We start from the raw sequence: 19,815 nt of genomic DNA, 5'->3' as shown, positions 1-19,815 counted from the left end.
CCGCTTTCGCGAAAGCGAACATTACTTTTGCAGCCTGAAAACAAAAACTAATTTTTTAAAAAAAATAACAATGGCTATAGTAGGAAAACAATTCCCAAATCTAGATGTAGATGCAATGAATGAAATGGGAGATACATTTAAATTAAATGTACTTGATGAAGCAAAAAATAAAGGAAAGAAAGTTCTTTTATTTTGGTACCCAAAAGATTTCACTTTTGTATGCCCAACTGAGTTACACGCATTTCAAGAGGCTCTAGGAGAATTTGAAAAAAGAAATACTATCGTAATCGGTGCTTCTTGTGATACTCCAGAGGTACACTTTGCATGGTTAAATACTCCTAAGGACAATGGAGGAATAGAAGGTGTGACTTATAACATCCTTGCAGACTCTAACCGTAATCTAGCAGGTACACTAGACATTCTAGATGTAGAAGTAGAATTTAGCGATGATCTAGATGACCACATTCTTGTAGGTGACAATGTTACTTACAGAGCAACATACCTTATTGATGAAGAAGGAACTGTATTTCATGAAGGTGTGAACCACATGCCAGTAGGAAGAAATGTAAATGAGTTCCTAAGAATGATTGATGCATATACTCACGTACAGAAAAACGGTGAAGTATGTCCTGCAAACTGGGAAGAAGGTAAAGAAGCAATGGGTGCAAACCGCAATGCTACTGCAGAGTATCTTTCTAAAAACTAATTAGAATATTCTATCAAATTGACAAGGAAAGTAGAGAGATATTTCTTTCCTACTTTCCTTGTCTTTTTTAAAAAACTATCAAAATGCAAACATTAGATCAAGATAATTTACAACAAATAGTTTCAGAAAACGAAACTGTTGTAGTACAGTATATGGCTTCATGGTGCGGTAACTGCCGTGTAATGAAACCAAAATTTAAAAAGTTAGATCAAGAAAACGAAAACGCCGTTTTTGTACTTGCTGATGCTGAAAAGTTTCCTGAGTCGCGCCAGTTAGCAACAGTGGATAACTTACCTACATTTGCGACATTTAAGAATGGAGCTTTTGTTAATCAAGTACAAACTAACAAATTTGAAAATCTAAAAGACCTCGTACATGAAGTTACCAGTAATTAGACATTTACAGAAAAACGCTACACCAGAAGCTCTAAATGCAACTCTTGAAGTGCTAGAAAGTTTCACAGAGCACAGATCGGTTACTGATGAAGAAATGGATGTAGTAGGTGAACTTATAACTAATATTTGTGGTGCTCTAGAAGTACACAATAATATCGCCCAAGGTATGAGCGGCGTAGAAGCTGCTAATGCTTTTGCACAAAAAGTAATGGGATCTATAGACTCCTAAGTATAATTTACATTTAAAAAAAGCCTTTGATTATGATAATCAAAGGCTTTTTTGATTCTATATGATGAATAAATGAATAAAAAAACTAAGTTTTTGATTATTTAATAGATCGCGTTGCATATTTTTACGAATCAAATAAACAAACCCTTATGAAATATAGAATTACTTTAATGGCTCTAGTTTTAAGTTTTGGAGTTGCTAGTGCTCAAAATTATTTAGACATCGCTCGATTAAATGTAGGTAGTACTACTTTAGAAGACGTAGATGGACAAAATGAAACAGATGTTTCTAACGTTAACTTTGAATTCCTATATCCTACACCTGTTAATGACAAAACAATTTTAATTACTGGTCTAACTGTAGAAAATACAAATCTTAACTTAAGGTCTGATTTAAATAGTGAAGGACTTACGATGACTAGATTAAATCTAGGTGCAAAAGTTTATCACTCTAGAAAATGGACGGGAACTTATTTATTACTTCCTAAGCTAGCTTCTAATTTTAACGACGTAGGATCTAACGATTTTCAATTTGGTGCCATTGCGTTATTAGAATACCGTCATAAAAATAGATTTAGAACTAAATACGGTCTATACAGTTCTTCTGAAGAATTTGGTACGATAATTACTCCACTTTTAGGAGTTTACTACAGAACACCTAATAATAAATTCTACATCGATGCCGCATTCCCTATACGTATGGAAGCTAACTATAGCATTACTAAGAAATTTAGCCTTGGAGCAGATTTACGTACGTCTATTAAATCGTACAATGTAGGTGGTGATTTAGACGGCTATGTTCAAGAAGAGTCTATAAGATTTGGCTTTTATGCAGGTTATTCTTTTCTCAAAGATCAGTTGATTTTAAGAGCTAAAGCTGGGCTAGATACTACAGATTATGGATTATATAGAACAAATGATACCGTAGGTGCTCAGATCTTAACTTTTCAAGTTGAAGGAGACGATAGACTAAGGTTAAACAAAGAGTTTGCTAGTAGTGTTTTCTTAGGATTAGATGTTATTTACAGATTAGATCTATAACCAACTACTTCAATAAAAAAGCTCTTAGGTAAAAATTATCTAAGAGCTTTTTTTTGTTATTGAAATTATGTGGGTTCACAGTATATATACCTATTTACTATATCTTTGGAAAAAACTTAAAGTCATGAGAAAAATTGCAATCGTCTTATTAACTATGCTTACGTTAAGCAGCTGTGGGAGTTTACAAGAAATTGTCAATAATTTACCTCAAGGTGGCGGCGCTCTATCTCAAATAGACATAGGAAATGGTCTTAGACAAGCGCTAGACCAAGGTATCGATAAAGAAGTAAGTAAATTGATGGGTAAAGATGGGTTTTACAAGAATGAGCTTGTGAAAATATTATTACCTCAAGAACTTCAAAAAGTAGATGATGGACTAAGAAAAATAGGTCTGAGCAGCGTTGCAGATGAAGGTTTAAAGCTATTGAACAGAGCTGCAGAAGATGCTACTAAAGAAGCGCTACCTATTTTTGTAGACGCGGTAAAAGACATCACCTTTGATGATGCCAAGAATATTTTACTAGGTGATCAAAGAGCGGCCACCACATATCTTGAAAATAGAACTCAGCAAGCGCTTTATGCAAAATTTGCTCCAGTAATAGAGAGTAATCTTAGTAAAGTAGGTGCTACAGAGTTATGGGGAAGTGCTATAAACAAATATAATACTCTTCCTTTCACATCTTCAGTAAATCCTGATTTAACTGATTATGTTACTCAGCAAGCCTTAGAAGGTGTTTTTAAAATGATCTCTCAAGAAGAAATAGAAATACGTAACAAAGTAAGTGCCAGAAGTACCGATCTTTTACAACGAGTATTTGCTTTGCAAGACAATCGATAAGCACTACTTTTTAGTCAACGATATACTAGAAAAGCTATGATATAATTTCATAGCTTTTTTTAATTAATAATTATTTAACCGAATCTGAATCAATCTTAACAAACCTCTAAGTCCGCATATGGCTGTCTAATTTTAGTTTTGCAATTTGAAACTAGGATAGATAGTAATGCTTACCATGCAAAAAGAAATAGAGAGTTACAATGTAGAAAAGATGCAGCTAGAGCGTTTAGAAAAACGCTACTGCTCCTTGATGAAACAATCTTTTGAAATAGCAATTAAGAATCGTGATCGTAGTGATATTCTCAGTAATAAAGCTTTAGAAATAAAAAAAGATATAGATCACCTTAGATTAAAAATATATTCAGACTAAATTATTATTTAATTACTAACGTTAGATTGTTGTAGCTTTATAAGATGCAACATTTTTTTTATGTCTTTATCTGAAAAATGATCTACTGGAAATTTATCTAAACGATTGATTCTTATTATGTGCAACTCATCGTCTTCTACGTAGAAATCAGATAAAAATGTAGCATCTACCTCTAATTTTTTACCTTTAATTTCAATTTTGAATTCGGTTTCTCTTACCCAAGTAAAGGCATTGTTTCTAGTGTTTTTAAATATAGAATAACCTATAATCACTAGATATATCGCAGCAACAAGATAAGCTGGCCATTTGTATACGGTAGTTTTAAAAACGACTTCAGCAAGAAGAACACCTAAACCTACACTTAAACTCGTCGATACCCATTTAGGTACATCCTTAAGTCTGTCATTGAAAAAGTATAGTTTCGATTGTTTCTCCATTATAAGAGTCCGCGAGCTTTGATTTCTAGGTATTTGTTGATGGTGTTAACCGTTAAGTTTTGAGGTTCTGTAAGAATGGTTTGAATACCATATTTGTTCAGTTCGTTCACGATCAATTTCTTTTCATAAACAAATTTCTCGGCAATGGTTTTTTGATAGATTTCTTGAGTAGAATTGGCAGGCGATTTGACCAGTTCCTTTAACTCTGTATTTTCAAAAAAGATCACTACTAGTAAATGACTCTTGGCAATGGCTTGCAGGTATGGTAACTGTCTGTGAAGCGCGTCCATGGTCTCAAAGTTAGTGTATAGTAATAGTAAACTACGCTGCGTTATCGTCCTTTTTATATCCACGTATAATCTGGCAAAATCACTTTCTTTAAAATCAGTATCTAGATTATAAAGCGTCTCTAGAATCAAGTTCATTTGAGAAGCTCTTTTTTGCGCCATCACTTGATTAGAAACCTTATTTGAAAAACTAAACATTCCTGCTTTATCACCTTTTTTTAATGCGATATTAGAAATTACCAATGTAGCATTGATAGCATAATCAACTAATTTCAATTCTTCAAAAGGCATTTTCATCACTCGGCCTTTATCGATGACAGAATAAACCGGCTGCGATTTTTCATCTTGAAATTGATTAATCATCAACTGGTTGCGTTTTGCACTGGCTTTCCAGTTGATTTTGCGCACATCATCTCCTTGAACGTAATCTTTTATCTGTTCAAATTCCATGGTATGCCCTATCCTTCTTATCTTTTTAAGTCCGTAATCTTTCAGTTTGTTTGTAAAAGCCATAAGCTCGTACTTGCGCATTTGCAAGAACGAAGGATAATTAGGCACTATAGCGGCCTGATCAAAAGAAAAGCGGCGTTGAGCAAGACCTAAAAAAGAACCCACAAAAACTTGTAATGCACCATAATGGTATTCTCCACGTTCTGTAGGTCTTATGGAATAGGAAAATGTTTTAGAGTCTTTTGCTTTAAGCTGGTATTTGATTTCAAAATTGCGTTCTTGAAACTGTGTAGGTAATTCATCAATTATTTTAACCTCTACAGTAGTATTGTACTGATTAGAGACTAGTAATTCAATAGGATTACTATCTCCATTAGATAATTTAGTAGGTAAATTACGACTTGCCTTAATCCCTTCTTTCATTCTATAAAGCAATAGAACGTCTATAAATAGCAAAGCCATGACAACGAAGAAACCTATTTTCATATAGTCTTCTAGTCGCTCAAAGAAGAACGCAAAAACAAATAACACCACTAGAATACCTAGTGTGATAAAAAATCGTTTTTGTAAATAAAGGCTTTTAAAAAATTTCTTCACTATCTAGGAATCTCTATGTTTTCTAAAATTTGAGCAACCGCACGATCTGCGGTTAGACCTTCCATTTCTCTTTCTGGTGTGAGAATAATTCTATGACGCATTACAGCCGTAGCAATGTATTTGATATCGTCTGGAGTAACAAAATCACGTCCCATAATCGCAGCGTAAGCCTTTGACCCATTCATTATTGCAATAGACGCACGTGGTGAAGCTCCTAAGTAAAGATTAGGGTTATTACGTGTGTCAAGAATGATCTTTGCAATGTATTTGATAAGATTGTCCTCAATAACAATCTCTTTAACTGTGCTTTGATATTTTTTAATCTCTTCGGCAGTCAGGACACCACTTACCATTGCCTCAGCATCTTTATTTTTACGAGCATGGTGATCGCTCAAAATCTGGATTTCTTCTTCTAGATTAGGGTAACCCACATTTATTTTAAAGAGAAAACGGTCCAGTTGCGCTTCAGGTAACCTGTAAGTTCCTTCTTGCTCTACAGGATTTTGCGTCGCAAAGACTAAAAATGGAGCATTTAAATCATATTCTTTACCGTCTATGGTTACTTGACGCTCTGCCATGGCTTCAAAAAGAGCCGCTTGTGTTTTTGCAGGTGCACGATTGATCTCATCAATCAAAATGATATTTGAAAAAATAGGTCCAGCCTTAAATTCAAACTCGTTATTTTTCATAGAGAATACCGAGGTTCCTAAAATATCAGATGGCATCAAATCTGGTGTAAACTGGATACGAGAGAAATCTACCTGCATGGTTTTGGCAAGTAATTTTGCCGTGACCGTTTTTGCAACTCCTGGAACACCTTCTATTAAAGAGTGCCCATTTGCTAGGATAGAAACGATTAATAAATCGATCATTTCCTCCTGCCCTACGATTACTTTGCGCAATTCGGTTTTAATTTTATAAACTGCCGCGCTCAGGTGATTTAAGTCCAGCCTGTTTTGAAATTGTAACGAGGCATCTCCTTCCTCCTTCTGTACTTGTTCTGATGGTTGTGGTTGTTCCGCTTTCGCGAAAGCGTTATCATTACCATTTTCTTCACTTTGATGAACATATTGCTCTTGTGCAGGCTCCTGTGGTGGCTGGCTAGATGAATGATCTTGCGAAGAGTCTAAGTTATTATTATGAGTCGTGTCTTCCATGTGCTAATCTTTAAAAAAGTCCTGTATCTTTTTATTGAGTTGTTTTAGTTCATAATCACTATGTACGGGCTTAGCTCGCAAGTGATTGATATAATCGATGATATCTTTAGTCTGTTTTTCTGAAACACCTGTTTTTACAGACAATCGCTTTATGAACACCTCGTCCATTTTTTCTGTATGGACAAAGTATTTAGATCTCAATTTTTCAAGGAAAAAATTTATTTTTTTGTTGATGATTCCAGTAACGTCACCACTTTGAAAATATAAATTACCTATGGTTTTAGTAAACTCTACAGTGCTATTTTCCAACGGTTTTATTACTGGAACAGCTCTTTGTTCTCTCTTGCTTTTAAATAGGAAATAAATAAACACTGTAAATAAGGTCAGGTACCATGCCCATTTTAATGCTGTATTTGATAAAATAAAACGAAGTGGTGAGGCTACTACTCGCCTACCGGATTTACCATAATCATCAAAATAGACTGGCCCATCGTTGAGATAAGAAAGCACCTCTGCGACGTATTGCTCTTTACCTTCTTCAAGCATGTAATAATTTGTAAATGCAATAGGATTTAAATGGTAGTAAATAGCTCCATCACCTACTTTTACTTCTACAAAATTTGCTTGTGGCACTTGTCTAGATTTTGACTTCTCAATGGCGCTTTCAATCAAAGAATTAGTAGAATCTTTCTTTTCACCAAGGAACTTTTTTAAATAACCTTTTACAGGTTCAAATGGTAATACTTCACCTAGTACGGTGGTTCTTGTAGTATCATAATTTACAAAATGACGGTAGGCGCTACCACGTTTATAAATATAACTGCGATTTTGAAACTGCGGATTATTCAAACGCACTCGTACCGTATCCTGCTCATAATACTGGTAAAATCGATTAGATTCTAATTTTAAAGAATCTCCTAGAGCACCAGTAATGCTTCTGGTAGAAACAAACACTTTATTACCTCGCTCTGCAAACTTCATGAGGTAATCTACTTCAGTTTGATCAAATCCTAGGTAGTTATTTATAAAAATATAGTTGGCATTTTCTTCCTCGTCTTTATTTTTAAGAAAGCTGACAGGATCCACCTTTACTGTAGAAACTTTATTATCCTCAAAGAGCTCATCTAGTTGATCATATAAAACGTAAGCACCAAAAGGAATCTTATCACCACTGGTGTAACTTTCTTCCCAGCTCAACGGTGGCGGCGTTAAAAGCTCTGCAATAAATAATAGCGCGACTAATCCGAAGAATATGTATAAGTATATTTTTGATTTCTTATCCATCAGGCAGCGCGATTTTTAAGAGTTTTAAACTCATTTACGGCTTCTTTGTAAGAGTTCTCGTCGATGGCAAACTCACCATACCAAACATGATCATACAAATAAGATAATTTTTTAAATTGTTCTTTATCTAGTAGGTTTTTGAGTTCTCGATAGTAATCCGTGTTGGTTTTTTGAAAATCCCAAGAGATCATTTGTTTTGCACTTAAGTTTTTCAACAATGATAAATACTGATAACGTATGGCATTTCTGTAATTACCTTCTCGCTCACTATCCTGTATCATTTGTGTGAAGTCTATTTCTTCAATGTGCGTATCTTCTATAGTAACTACAGTTCCTTTATCCTTAGATTTACCGAGTAATTTTGAAGCGCTTTCATTACTTACCAGTTTTACGATCATATAAATTACTAGCACACCTATAATAAAATAGAACAAGTATGTAAAGATTTTGACTGTTAATGGTGACAGTGTAAATCCAAATGTATCTTGTAATCCTTGAATCGCCCAGCTTATAAATCTTGCAAAGATGTTCTCGCTACTACCTTGAACTCGCTCATAATTATACTCACCACCAGAGTATTCTTCTCTCAAGTTTTTGTCAATTTTTCTAACGGTTAGTTGTCGTGTATCATAAGTACGATTTAAGGTATCTACTATCTCTACCGGTTGATCTTCAATATCTTTTATGAGGTTCTCAATTATTTGAGCGCTGGATAAGAAAGAGCTCAACCAAAAGATAATGAAGATAAAAATGCTAAGTTTATTCTTCATCTCTTGCCCCTAATTTTGCTATACGATTCTTAAGAAAGACGTTATACTTAGACTCATGTAAATTGAAATATAAGTAGCCTATCATAAACATAATTAAGAAGTAAACTAACATACCTGAAACACTATTGAGCGCATAGAATATAAACTTCACAATGCGTAATAAGACATTTTCTTCTAGCTCTACGTTATCGCCACTACTGTTGTAACTTATGAACCATATTAAACCAGTAGGCACTAATTGAAATAATGCCGACATGATATAAAGTAGGATACTTACAACAAATGATACGCCTATGGCTTTCCAAAATTTTGAAAAAAGAAGGTTCCATCCTACTCCTAAAGCGGCAACAGCATCTAGATTCTCATCATATGCATAAGAAAACATACTTAAACCTAACCAAGTGAAGTAAGCTAGAAATATTACAGGTAGGGCTATAATCCCAACAATTGTAATCGCACAAATAACCATAACTATCCACACAGGAATAAAGGCAATACCACCTATCAACACAATTAAAAACATTCCTGCTAACTTCTTTTTGGCGTAGTGAAATACTTCTTTTACATTAGGGTTAGTAGAACGATCTCTTTCATAAACTCTTAAATAGCTTCCTGCAAGGCACGCATTTACTAGTGTAACTAGTAAATTAATAACTAGCGCAATGGCACTTGCGGCAAAACTAGTTTCCAGAGAATTATCAAGTGCTTGATCCATGTAAGTGCCTGACGACAATGCGATTAATGTTGAAACTCCAGTATCAGCAATATAATTAGTAAGAAACAATAATAGTATGAACACAAAATTGTAAGTAATAAATACCTTAAAGAGATTCTTGTGATCACCTTTTAAAAAGTCTACATAGGCATTAATAACACCTCCAAAATCTCTACGCAGCCTGGGCTCTATATACTTGCTCATATTTATTTTTAACTATTCTAGGATAAATTCCATAATACCATATTATTAATGCAGCGCTTGCGATAACGATCAACCAATTCAAAATAGCAGGCATAAACGCATATCTGGTGATAAAACCTTCTATAAAACCTGCAATAATAAATAAAGGTATGGTACTCACCATTACTTTTAAACCTGCTTTAGCACTATTTATAAAAGAGTATTTACGCTCATAGGTTTCTGGAAATAAAATTCCATTTCCTAAAATAATGCCGGCTGCTCCACAAACAACTATAATAGAAAGCTCAATTGTACCATGTAACATGATCACACGCCATGCATCAAAGGTGACACCTTCATTGTAAAACATGGTAAAAAATGCACCTACCATAATACCGTTATTTAAAATGATGTAAAGAGAACCTAAAGACGTAAGGAGACCAAAAGCAAAACACAACATTCCTACTCGTATGTTGTTGATCGTGATGCCTAGAAACATTCCACCTTGACCAGCCTCTTGATAAATCGCAGTAGGATTTCCTTTTGCAATATTTTCTAGAGTCCTATTAACATAACCATCGCCTAAAATGAGTCTGACAAAACTGTCATCATAAATAGTACTAAGGCTTCCTATAAAAATGGCAACAAAAAACGCAATAATCGCGTAAACAAATTCTTTTTGATAATCCGAAAAAAATAAGGGGAAATCAGTCTTAAAGAAATCTACAATAGTATTTTTGCTTTCTTTCTTATTGATATAGATTTTTTGATGCGCCTGACTTGCTAACGAATTTAAATATTTTAATGTATTTGAATTCTGATAATAAGTCTGTGCAAAAGCAAGATCATTAGTAAGATGAATGTACAAGTCTGATAAATGATCAGGATTAATTTTTACATTAGCATCTAATGCTCTTTCAAAGGCGATCCATTTTTCTTTATTTTGCTTTACAAAAGCGGCTTCACGCATGAGCTTTTTTTTTAAAGATATAAACTTACAACTGTATGTCTAATACTGCAATTAACACGGCACAAAATGTAAACATTGAGTATGAATATTCTGGTATAGGAAAACGCATACTTGCATTATTACTAGATTTTGTTGTGTTTTTCATTTACATAATTGTTCTATCCTTCACAGTATATAGAGCCGTAGGTTTATTTGATTCTAACAATACCTTAGGAATTACCGAGCTTTCTTTAATTCCATTATTTTGCTATTCTCTATTAATGCACATTATATTTAATGGTCGTACTGTAGGTAAGTTTGTAATGGGAATAAAGGTGGTGAAAGAAGATGGATCACCAGCTCAATGGTCAGACTATCTAGTACGATGGATTTTTAGACTTGTAGATCTTTGGTTGTTTGGATTTATAGTAGGAACTGTAAGTATTTTATTCTCAGAGCGCAAACAACGGTTAGGTGATCTAGGTGCAAAAACAGTCGTTATCAACACTAATAAGAGTACTAAAATCTCTCATACAATATTAGAAGATCTGGATCCCAACTACCAGCCACAATTTCAAAACGCTTATATTCTTTCTGATAAGGATGTGAATGAAATTAAAGACATATACCGTCTCGCTGGAGAAAGCCGCGACTATATGACACTTAGAGCTTTACGCATTAAAGTAGAATCACTACTTAATACGCAGTCAGATTTGAGAGATGGCGTTTACATACGTACTGTGCTTAAGGATTACACCTACTTAACTCAAGGTCAATGAATTTTATCGAAATAATTGATCTATTAGGTACCATCGCCTTTGCTATATCTGGTGCTCTTGCAGCTTTTTCAAAAAAATTAGATCCTTTTGGAATTGTTATAATTGCTTTTGTAACTGCAGCTGGTGGAGGAACACTACGCGATATACTCATAGGTGTTGAGCCAGTCTCCTGGATGCGTAACATGAACCTAGTCTACACCATCCTCATTTGTGTCCTTATCACTTTTTTCTTCAGAAAACGATTGCTCAAACTGCGCAAGACTTTATTCCTTTTTGATGCGATAGGAATAGGTCTTTACACCGTGGTAGGTTTAGAAATGGGTCTCATTGCAGGTTTACATCCACTAATATGTGTTACATTAGGATGTATCACGGCCTGTTTTGGCGGTGTTTTGAGAGATATTTTAATAAATGAAATCCCTGTAATCTTTAGAAAGAACATATACGCAACAGCATGTATTCTAGGTGGTGGCGTTTATTTCATATTAGTAAAGCTTAAAGTACCTAGTGAGATTGTATTTCCAGTGGCTGCGATTACGGTAATAGCTACTCGTGTGTTGGCAGTAGTTTTTAAACTTAAACTGCCTTCGCCATATTCTAAAGAAGAACTCGAGAAAACTACTATAGAAAAGTAGGTTGAGGATCTCGCTTTCGCGAAAGCGGAACAATAATCATTAGTAGAACTAATAAATAAATTTGTAGTTTACTTATCGTTTCCAGCCTTAAAAAGATAATCTTTCTCAGCCTTAGACAGTGATTCATAACCACTAGAAGAAATCTTATCCAAAATCGCATCAATCTTTGCCTGATCTGTAGCGGCAACTTTTGATGCCTTTGATTGAGAAGTTTTTCCTTTATAAACCGTTTTCATTTTAGCTTTACGCTGTTTAGGTTTTTTAGGAGTAGACTTAAACAAATTCACGATATAATCTCCCATTTTAGAAAAGCCTTCTAGCACGTCTATCCCATTTCTCATACGAGTAGCCGCATAATAACCTACTGCAGCACCAGCAAGGTGAGCAAGACTACCGCCAGTATTAACCTGCAAGGCAACCATTACAATATTAGAAGCTAAAAAGAAGTACGCGATATATTTTAATTTAACGTTTACAAAAATCAAACGAATCTCGGATTCTGGAAAATAAGAACACGCAAAGAAAATCAATGCAAAAACACCTGCACTGGCACCTAATAATAGATTACCACTAAAAAAACCAGGAAACAATCCAGTGGCTACCACAAAAGACATAGCACCTGCTATAACTCCCAAAAAGAACAATGTTAAGAACTGCCTACCTTTAAAAAGATTTAAGATATATCGTCCTGCGATATGAATACCAAAAGCATTGCCTATAAAATGAAACAAACCGTCATGAAGAAAACCATAGCTTATCCAGCTCCATGGTTGTAGTAAAGCAGGTAAAAAACCATTAGGAAGAACCATTTGTAAATAAGCCGGAGCATAAGCATAACTTAATATCCAACCCAGCAGTGTGGTCGCAAATATTACAGTAATGAGTTTACCACTTGTATCAAAAGTGGCATACTTTGCTTTAAACTGATCCCAAACATTCATATTTAATTTATTCTATATCGGTCCATATCATTTCTTTTCCAGTACCAGATCATTATAAAACCAAACAAGGCACCACCTATATGAGCAAGGTGCGCGACATTTGCACTGCTTTCTATGATGTGAAAGGTAGCAAGTAATTCTTTGATCATATAAAACCCTATCAAATATTTAACTTTTATAGGAATAGGGATAGGGAACAATACCATGGTACGATTAGGGAACAAATACATGAACGCCGCCATAATTCCATAGATTGCTCCACTAGCACCTACAGAAGGTCTATAATAACCATCTTGCATGAATGCGGCAGTATCAAATAAGAAACTATAGTAATCTACAGCTGTAACTGTTAGAAAAGCTCCTATACCACACATTAAATAGAAAAACAGAAAACGCTGTGAACCCATCCACTGTTCAATTGCTGGAGCTAGAAAGACCAGAAATAGCATATTATACAGTATATGAGAAAAGTCAGATAAACTGTGCATAAACATATGCGTGAGTGGTTGCCACACCTGAAAGTTAGGGTTATCAATAAACCATAAGGCAAATGTTTCAAAGAAAAAAAGTTCTAGGTCTCGCGCTAGAAAAGCCATTCCTACATAAATAACTACATTAAGAATCAGTAGATTCTTAACCATAGGTGATAATTTTATATTGAACATTTAATTGAATTTTGAGTTAAGACTATCTCCCGATAGATTGATAAAAATCTTCTTGCCAGATGCAGTAACTTCTGGCTCTTTACATGCAAATAGCTCATCTACTAGATTTTCCATTGCTTCTTTAGTTAAGGTCTCGCCAGTTTTAATAGACATAGAAACTGCCATAGTTTGTGCAAGACCATCTGCCGGAGAATAGCTATGTTCTGGGATACCTTCCTGCTCTTTTGCAATGACAGCTTCAAGTACAGAAGGAACGTCTTTTTCTTTCAACTCCAGTGGCAATCCTTCAACCTCAACTACATTATCACGTAAGCTTTTAAATAAAAAGCCGGTATGTTCCAGCTCATCTTGAAGCTGCAGCAGTATAGATACTTCCTCTGCAGGTAAGTTTAATTTGATAGGAAATAATAATTGCTGGCTCACCCCATTTTGAACGGTAAGTTGTCGCAACAATTTTTCATATAGAACACGTTCATGAGCGCGCTGCTGGTTTACTACTAAAAGTCCACTGCTCAAAGTGCTTATAACAAATTTGCGTTGCAACTGAAAAATATTGCGCTGCTCTACCTCATGGTTTTCAAACATAGAAGAAGTCACTTGATCCTTACTCGATTCGTCTATGAGCTTAGAATCTTCTTCTAATCCAGCATACAAGGATTCCCAAGGCGCAGCAGTAGGTTTCTGGAACGTTTGCTGGTTTGTAGAACTCGAAGGGCTTCTTTCCTGTTGGAAAGGATTAAAATCTGGATTAACTTCTATCCTAGGAGAGCTAGAACTTTTATTTTTTGCAACTTCGTAAGGAACTTCATATTGCTTTTCCTGATGAAAGTCTATGGAATTAATAGTAAATTGACCTAAGGCATGTTTTACACTTGCTCTTAAAATAGCATATAGGCTATGTTCATCATCAAATTTAACTTCCGTTTTTGTAGGATGAATATTGATATCTACACTATCGCGAGGAACAGTCAAATACAGAAAATAAGCTGGATTTGCTTTTTCTTTTAATAAGCCATCAAATGCACTTAGAACTGCGTGATTTAAAAAGTTATGTTTTATAAATCTTCCATTCACAAAGAAGTACTGCAATCCTCTAGTCTTTCTTGCAAATTCAGGTTTACCTATATAACCTTTGATAGACATTAACTCTGTTTCTTCTTCTACTGGAACGAGTTTTTCATTAGTCTTGCCACCCATTATGCCTACTATACGCTGCCGATGTGTGCTTTTAACTAAGTTAAATAAAGAGTTGTCATTATGTGTAAAACTCATCGCCACTTCTGGATGCACCATAGCTACTCTATGAAATTCATCAGTAATATTGCGCAGCTCTACTTGGTCTGATTTTAAAAATTTTCTCCTCGCGGGAACATTGTAAAATAAATTACGTACGCTTATCATGGTTCCTTGTGAAGTAACAACAGGCTCTTGCTTTGTAACTTTACTACCTTCTATTTCTAGGAGTGTGCCGAGATCGTCTTCTTCACGTTTAGACTTCACAGAAACTTGAGAAACTGCTGCAACAGATGCCAATGCTTCACCTCTAAAACCTTTTGTATGTAGATTAAAAAGATCATCTGCATTTGAAATTTTTGAAGTGGCATGTCGTTCAAAAGCCATGCGAGCATCTGTCATGCTCATTCCTTTACCGTTGTCTATGACTTGAACCAGTGTTTTACCAGCATTCTTTACGATAAGCTGCACATTTGTTGCTCCAGCATCAATGGCATTTTCTAGCAATTCTTTTACTACGCTCGCAGGTCGTTGAACCACCTCACCAGCGGCAATTTGATTTGCAACGTGATCTGGTAATAATTTTATAATATCTGACATGAAGTCAATTAGAATCTAAAAATGGATAAATCAAAATCAATAATCCAGAGAAAAATGAGTACAAGAATAGAAATGATAATGAGCAACCTTCTTTTTACAACAGCATCTGCACCAAGCTTTAAATCTTGCATGGCATTTCCAAATTTACCTTTTAAACCCACGTTTTGAACAGTAGTACGCTGGTCATCAAATTTATGTTTGATTTCAAAAGGTTTACTACCAGTAGTATTCTTGTAATATCGTGGCTCGTAATCGTATTTCTTATTTTTTCTGCGACCTATTATTCCCATAATCTCTGGTGTTTTACAAATTTAATCATTCCTTTCATGATTAAAGCAAAGACTGTTCCTAATATATAGTGAAAATAAAATAGCTGCTAGTAGCTTTATTAACCTAGCAAACATTTCCTCAATTGTATTTTCCAGCAGACTTTTCAGAAAAAGATAAAATGGATCGAGAAATTCAAGAATTTTCAATAGCGCAGCACGCAAAGTATCCTGCCTGCTGCGACTGAAAACTTAAACGGTAAACTAGACCGTATACATTTTATTCCTGAGCTCTCTTACAGTTTTATCGTCCATGTACTCTTCAAACGTGGTATAACGATCTATAGCACCATTAGGAGTAAGTTCTATAACTCTATTACCTACAGATTGAGCAAATTCATGATCATGTGTGGTTAATAAAACTGTTCCTTTAAAGTTCTTCAAACTGTTATTAAATGCTTGAATAGATTCTAGATCTAAGTGGTTTGTAGGCTCATCTACCATCAATACATTAGCTCTTTTCATCATCATACGAGAAAGCATACAACGCACTTTTTCTCCTCCAGATAGTACTCTTGCACTTTTTAAAGCCTCTTCACCAGAAAATATCATTTTTCCTAAAAAACCTCTCAAGAAAACTTCTTCTCTTTCTTCCTCAGTTTGTGCGTACTGGCGCAACCAGTCTACCAGGTTCATATCTACATCAAAGAACTCTGAATTATCTACCGGCAAGTAGCTTTGAGTTGTAGTAACACCCCAACTAAATTTACCAGAATCTGCTGTGGCGCGATCATTTAAAATATCATAAAACAAAGAGGTAGCACGACTATCCCTCGAGAATAAGATGACTTTATCACCTTTTGCAAGATTAATATCTATATCTTTAAAAAGCACTTCACCATCTATGGAGCCAGTAAGTTTCTCCACATTTAAAATCTGGTCACCTGCTTCTCTATCGCGATCAAATATGATGGCTGGATAACGTCTAGAAGAAGGCTTGATCTCAGAAATATCGAGCTTATCAATCATTTTCTTACGAGAAGTAGCTTGTTTAGACTTTGCCACGTTTGCACTAAATCTGGCAATAAATTCTTGCAGCTCTTTCTTCTTTTCTTCAGCCTTTTTGTTGGCTTGCTGGCGCTGTCTTGCAGCCAGTTGAGAAGATTCATACCAGAAGGTATAATTACCAGAATATTGATTGATCTTACCGAAATCTATATCGGCGATATGAGTACATACTGCATCTAGAAAGTGCCTATCGTGAGAAACTACAATAACCGTATTTTCATAATTAGCAAGGAAATTTTCTAACCAGGTGATCGTTTCATAATCCAGATCGTTAGTAGGTTCATCCATTACTAGAACATCAGGATTACCAAAAAGTGCCTGCGCTAGAAGCACACGTACTTTTAATTTATTATCCATATCACCCATGAGCGTGTAATGGTACTCTTCTCCTATCCCAAGGTTTGAAAGTAATGATGCTGCGCTACTGTCTGCATTCCAGCCGTCCATTTCTTCAAACTTTACTTGAAGCTCTCCTATTTTTTCGGCGTTCTCATCAGTATAATCTGCGTACAGAGCGTCTATATCTGTCTTTAGTTTATGTAAGGGCTTATTACCTTTGAGTACCGTTTCAAGCACTGTATCTTCATCATGCGCATTGTGATCCTGCTCTAGTACAGACAGCCTTTTCCCTGCTTCAAGATGCACGTGACCACTAGTAGGATCCATTTTCCCAGTGAGCATCTTTAAAAATGTAGATTTTCCTGCACCGTTAGCACCTATGATACCATAGCAATTGCTACCACCAAATTTTGCATTTACCTCGTCAAATAATACTCGCTTACCGAATTGTACCGATAAATTAGAAACCGTTAACATAAATTCATTTTTGAATTTGCAAAAATACTGATTCTTTATAGTTTTAAAAGAACACTTTGCTATCAATTTAACAATGCCTTAACTTGCCAATTAAAGCATTAAGCCTTTTTTTGTTAGAATCTGAAATTTGTATCGTTTTTTATGTTTGATATTATATCGCTTTCGCGAAAGCGTAACCAGTACATTCTCCATGCTACTTTACTTATAGGTTGTTTATTATTTCTCACCAGTTGTGAAAAAAAAGTGACAGATAACACCGCTACTATCACCATCACAGGAAAAATAATTAATCCTATTAATGATTATGTGGTGATAAGAAATTACATGGATGTTCTAGATACATTAGAACTAAATAAAAAAGGTGTTTTTGAGAAGAAGTATGAAAATATCGCTACTGGATTTTACACCTTTGTGCATGGCAATGAATATCAATCCTTTTATGTTGCTCCAGGAAAATCCATACGCTGGAGATTAAATACTAAAGCCTTTGATGAGTCTCTTGCCTTTACCGGTGCAGCGGCTAAGGAAAATAATTATCTTATTAAATTATTTTTAGAAACTGAAGTCAACAATAGAAAGATATTAAGTGAATACCAGCGTGAGCCTATAGATTTTAAAAAAATGATCGATAGTCTTACAAAACGCAGAATTAAAGATCTTGATAATCAAGGGAGAAATGATGATTTCTCAGCAGAGTTTATGGAAGGTGCTGCAAGAATTATCGAGTTCAATTCATGGACTAGATTAGAACGATATGCTTATACTCATTTTGGTAAAAATGAAATCTTAAAAAGCGATTTTTTACCTTCAAACTTTTATGCTCACCGCCATAAATTAAAAATAAACAATACAAAATTGCTTAACAAGTATACCTTTAGGCCTTATGTAAGCTCTTTAGTTTCTAATATTGCGCTCTACAATTGCGCGCTTAAACATGGTAGTGGTAAGCAAGTTGATCGCAATGGTTATGAGTACAAAAGTGAAAAACTTAGGGTGATAGACAGTCTATTTGATAATGAAACACTTAAAAGTTTGTTTGCTGCTACGGAAACAAAAAACTTTATAAGAAGTAGTAAAAAGATAGCTGAGATAAATAAAATCGTAGATCAATTTGTAGATCTTTCTCAAGACGAGAAGTTGAAAAATGAAATTACAAAAATGGCTGCTACCTATATCAGTCTAGATCCAGGAAACAAACTGCCAGATTTTGAATTGTATCAATACGACCAGAGCACGACTAAATTATCTGACCAGGTAAAAGGTATGAGCGTTTTATTTTACTGGTCTAACAAGAATGAGGCCTATGCGCTACGCATTCATAAAACGGTTAATGAATTAAGAGCTAAGTATCCAGAAATTAATTTTATAGGCATTAATTTAGATGATCCAGAAAGCAAAACATGGCGGGAGACCAGTTCTAAATTTGGTTTCAATAAAGCTTCAGAATTCCAGCTAGTTGATAAACAATCTATAAGCAAGCAACTGGCTTTAAAAAATGAAAATAGAAGTATGCTTATAGGATCTAAATTGATTATTCTAGATCCCAATATTAACTTATTTCATTATAAAATAGAGACTACACTGCTGGGTTATTTGAGCAGGTAATCATTTAGTAAAATTAAAATGTAAAAAAGAGCTTTTTCAGATTGAAAAAGCTCTTTTTTTAAGTAATGTTTTTATACTATTTGTTATGAGTTTCCTTTCTCATAATCTGCTAGGAATTTTGCAAGCCCTATGTCGGTAAGAGGATGTTTTAATAACCCTTCAATAGAAGAAAGTGGACCTGTCATCACATCTGCTCCTAATTTTGCACAGTCTATAACATGCATGGTATGTCTTACAGATGCTGCTAGAATTTCAGTTTCAAAACCATAATTATCGTAAATCATTCTAATTTCTGCAATGAGATTAAGTCCATCAGTACTGATGTCATCAAGTCTACCTATAAAAGGAGAAACGTAAGTCGCACCTGCTTTTGCAGCTAGTAAAGCCTGTCCAGGACTAAAAACTAGAGTTACGTTAGTTTTAATTCCTTTATCTGTAAAGTATTTACAAGCCTTTACACCATCTTTAATCATCGGTAATTTCACGACGATTTGATCATTAAGAGCTGCTAGCGCCTCTCCTTCTTTAACCATACCTTCAAAGTCGGTAGAAATAACTTCGGCACTTACATCACCATCTACCAGGTCACATATCTTTTTGTAGTGGTTGATAATATTTTCTTGACCAGTAATTCCTTCTTTAGCCATCAATGATGGATTAGTAGTAACTCCATCAAGGATTCCCATGTCTTGAGCATCGGCAATTTGATCTAAATTTGCGGTATCTATAAAAAACTTCATCGGTATATATTTACTGTTCAACTATTTTGTACAAAAATGAAGATTACAATTGTTAATTAT

22 protein-coding genes are annotated in these 19,815 nt (G+C 34.8%); 9 read left to right on the top strand and 13 right to left on the bottom strand.

The genetic code is table 11. From position 1 onward, the window contains the following. Window positions 1–70 precede the first annotated feature (70 nt). The 6 genes from A9Q93_RS04540 (at window position 71) to A9Q93_RS04515 (ending at window position 3,578) form a co-directional block, all read left to right on the top strand. Entirely contained in the window at window positions 71–706 is a 636-nt protein-coding gene (locus A9Q93_RS04540) for a peroxiredoxin (protein WP_303686188.1), read from the top strand. Window positions 707–789: 83 nt separating this feature from the next. Beyond that, on the top strand, window positions 790–1,101 hold the full coding sequence (locus A9Q93_RS04535; protein WP_303686187.1) for a thioredoxin family protein: 312 nt from the start codon (window positions 790–792) through the stop codon (window positions 1,099–1,101). Then, the gene (locus A9Q93_RS04530; RefSeq protein ID WP_303686186.1) at window positions 1,082–1,330 is read left to right on the top strand and encodes a hypothetical protein; all 249 of its coding nucleotides are present in this window, start codon (window positions 1,082–1,084) and stop codon (window positions 1,328–1,330) included. Before A9Q93_RS04535 ends, A9Q93_RS04530 begins: the two co-directional genes overlap by 20 nt. Before the next feature lie 149 nt (window positions 1,331–1,479). Beyond that, complete coding sequence (locus A9Q93_RS04525; protein ID WP_303686185.1) at window positions 1,480–2,370, top strand: DUF6268 family outer membrane beta-barrel protein; 891 nt, start codon at window positions 1,480–1,482, stop codon at window positions 2,368–2,370. A 124-nt stretch (window positions 2,371–2,494) separates the two neighbouring features. Continuing rightward, the gene (locus A9Q93_RS04520) at window positions 2,495–3,208 is read left to right on the top strand and encodes a DUF4197 domain-containing protein (protein ID WP_303686184.1); all 714 of its coding nucleotides are present in this window, start codon (window positions 2,495–2,497) and stop codon (window positions 3,206–3,208) included. A gap of 175 nt (window positions 3,209–3,383) precedes the next feature. Continuing rightward, on the top strand, window positions 3,384–3,578 hold the full coding sequence (locus A9Q93_RS04515) for a Lacal_2735 family protein (RefSeq protein WP_303686183.1): 195 nt from the start codon (window positions 3,384–3,386) through the stop codon (window positions 3,576–3,578). 8 nt (window positions 3,579–3,586) lie between these two features. Here A9Q93_RS04515 and A9Q93_RS04510 read toward each other — a convergent pair whose 3' ends face one another. The 7 genes from A9Q93_RS04510 to A9Q93_RS04480 are packed head-to-tail and all read right to left on the bottom strand — an operon-like array spanning window position 3,587 to window position 10,428. Then, window positions 3,587–4,015, bottom strand: a complete 429-nt coding sequence (locus tag A9Q93_RS04510; RefSeq protein ID WP_303686182.1) for a hypothetical protein — start codon at window positions 4,013–4,015, stop codon at window positions 3,587–3,589. Beyond that, window positions 4,015–5,349: a DUF58 domain-containing protein gene (locus A9Q93_RS04505; protein ID WP_303686181.1), complete on the bottom strand. Its 1,335-nt coding sequence runs from the start codon at window positions 5,347–5,349 to the stop codon at window positions 4,015–4,017. The genes A9Q93_RS04510 and A9Q93_RS04505 overlap by 1 nt, the downstream gene beginning before the upstream one ends. Next, the gene (locus tag A9Q93_RS04500; protein ID WP_303686180.1) at window positions 5,349–6,506 is read right to left on the bottom strand and encodes a MoxR family ATPase; all 1,158 of its coding nucleotides are present in this window, start codon (window positions 6,504–6,506) and stop codon (window positions 5,349–5,351) included. Before A9Q93_RS04500 ends, A9Q93_RS04505 begins: the two co-directional genes overlap by 1 nt. A 3-nt stretch (window positions 6,507–6,509) precedes the next feature. Next, a complete protein-coding gene (locus A9Q93_RS04495) occupies window positions 6,510–7,790 on the bottom strand; it encodes a DUF4350 domain-containing protein (protein WP_303686179.1) in 1,281 nt (426 codons plus the stop codon). After that, window positions 7,790–8,560, bottom strand: coding sequence for a hypothetical protein (locus tag A9Q93_RS04490; protein WP_303686178.1), 771 nt, complete (start codon window positions 8,558–8,560; stop codon window positions 7,790–7,792). The genes A9Q93_RS04495 and A9Q93_RS04490 overlap by 1 nt, the downstream gene beginning before the upstream one ends. Further along, a complete protein-coding gene (locus A9Q93_RS04485) occupies window positions 8,550–9,479 on the bottom strand; it encodes a hypothetical protein (protein ID WP_303686177.1) in 930 nt (309 codons plus the stop codon). The genes A9Q93_RS04490 and A9Q93_RS04485 overlap by 11 nt, the downstream gene beginning before the upstream one ends. Continuing rightward, complete coding sequence (locus tag A9Q93_RS04480; RefSeq protein ID WP_303686176.1) at window positions 9,448–10,428, bottom strand: stage II sporulation protein M; 981 nt, start codon at window positions 10,426–10,428, stop codon at window positions 9,448–9,450. The genes A9Q93_RS04485 and A9Q93_RS04480 overlap by 32 nt, the downstream gene beginning before the upstream one ends. A 35-nt stretch (window positions 10,429–10,463) precedes the next feature. Between A9Q93_RS04480 and A9Q93_RS04475 the strand changes: the two genes are divergently transcribed. Both A9Q93_RS04475 and A9Q93_RS04470 read left to right on the top strand, forming a co-directional pair. After that, window positions 10,464–11,186, top strand: coding sequence for an RDD family protein (locus A9Q93_RS04475; RefSeq protein WP_303686175.1), 723 nt, complete (start codon window positions 10,464–10,466; stop codon window positions 11,184–11,186). Further along, window positions 11,183–11,821 carry a trimeric intracellular cation channel family protein gene (locus tag A9Q93_RS04470; protein ID WP_303686174.1) on the top strand — a complete coding sequence of 213 codons (639 nt, stop codon included), beginning with the start codon at window positions 11,183–11,185 and terminating at the stop codon, window positions 11,819–11,821. The genes A9Q93_RS04475 and A9Q93_RS04470 overlap by 4 nt, the downstream gene beginning before the upstream one ends. 68 nt (window positions 11,822–11,889) lie before the next feature. Here the strand turns inward: A9Q93_RS04470 and A9Q93_RS04465 are convergent, their stop codons facing one another. The 5 genes from A9Q93_RS04465 to A9Q93_RS04445 all read right to left on the bottom strand — a co-directional run bounded on the left by A9Q93_RS04465 (window position 11,890) and on the right by A9Q93_RS04445 (window position 17,410). After that, window positions 11,890–12,762: a rhomboid family intramembrane serine protease gene (locus A9Q93_RS04465; protein WP_303686173.1), complete on the bottom strand. Its 873-nt coding sequence runs from the start codon at window positions 12,760–12,762 to the stop codon at window positions 11,890–11,892. Between the two features lie 2 nt (window positions 12,763–12,764). Beyond that, window positions 12,765–13,403 (bottom strand): rhomboid family intramembrane serine protease, encoded by a 639-nt coding sequence (locus A9Q93_RS04460; protein WP_303686172.1) that lies wholly within the window; start codon window positions 13,401–13,403, stop codon window positions 12,765–12,767. Between the two features lie 24 nt (window positions 13,404–13,427). Then, window positions 13,428–15,260, bottom strand: coding sequence for a DNA mismatch repair endonuclease MutL (gene mutL, locus A9Q93_RS04455; protein ID WP_303686171.1), 1,833 nt, complete (start codon window positions 15,258–15,260; stop codon window positions 13,428–13,430). 8 nt (window positions 15,261–15,268) lie between these two features. Next, complete coding sequence (locus A9Q93_RS04450) at window positions 15,269–15,550, bottom strand: riboflavin synthase subunit beta (RefSeq protein WP_303686170.1); 282 nt, start codon at window positions 15,548–15,550, stop codon at window positions 15,269–15,271. A 240-nt stretch (window positions 15,551–15,790) separates the two neighbouring features. Further along, on the bottom strand, window positions 15,791–17,410 hold the full coding sequence (locus tag A9Q93_RS04445; protein WP_303686169.1) for an ABC-F family ATP-binding cassette domain-containing protein: 1,620 nt from the start codon (window positions 17,408–17,410) through the stop codon (window positions 15,791–15,793). Between the two features lie 141 nt (window positions 17,411–17,551). Between A9Q93_RS04445 and A9Q93_RS04440 the strand changes: the two genes are divergently transcribed. Then, entirely contained in the window at window positions 17,552–19,015 is a 1,464-nt protein-coding gene (locus tag A9Q93_RS04440; RefSeq protein WP_303686168.1) for a redoxin domain-containing protein, read from the top strand. Between the two features lie 83 nt (window positions 19,016–19,098). Here the strand turns inward: A9Q93_RS04440 and fsa are convergent, their stop codons facing one another. After that, a complete protein-coding gene (gene fsa / locus A9Q93_RS04435) occupies window positions 19,099–19,755 on the bottom strand; it encodes a fructose-6-phosphate aldolase (protein WP_303686167.1) in 657 nt (218 codons plus the stop codon). Window positions 19,756–19,815: the final 60 nt, after the last annotated feature.

Source organism: Nonlabens dokdonensis, from assembly GCF_002162835.1.
GTDB lineage: Bacteria > Bacteroidota > Bacteroidia > Flavobacteriales > Flavobacteriaceae > Nonlabens > Nonlabens dokdonensis_B.
This window is presented reverse-complemented; position numbering and strand designations above follow the sequence as displayed.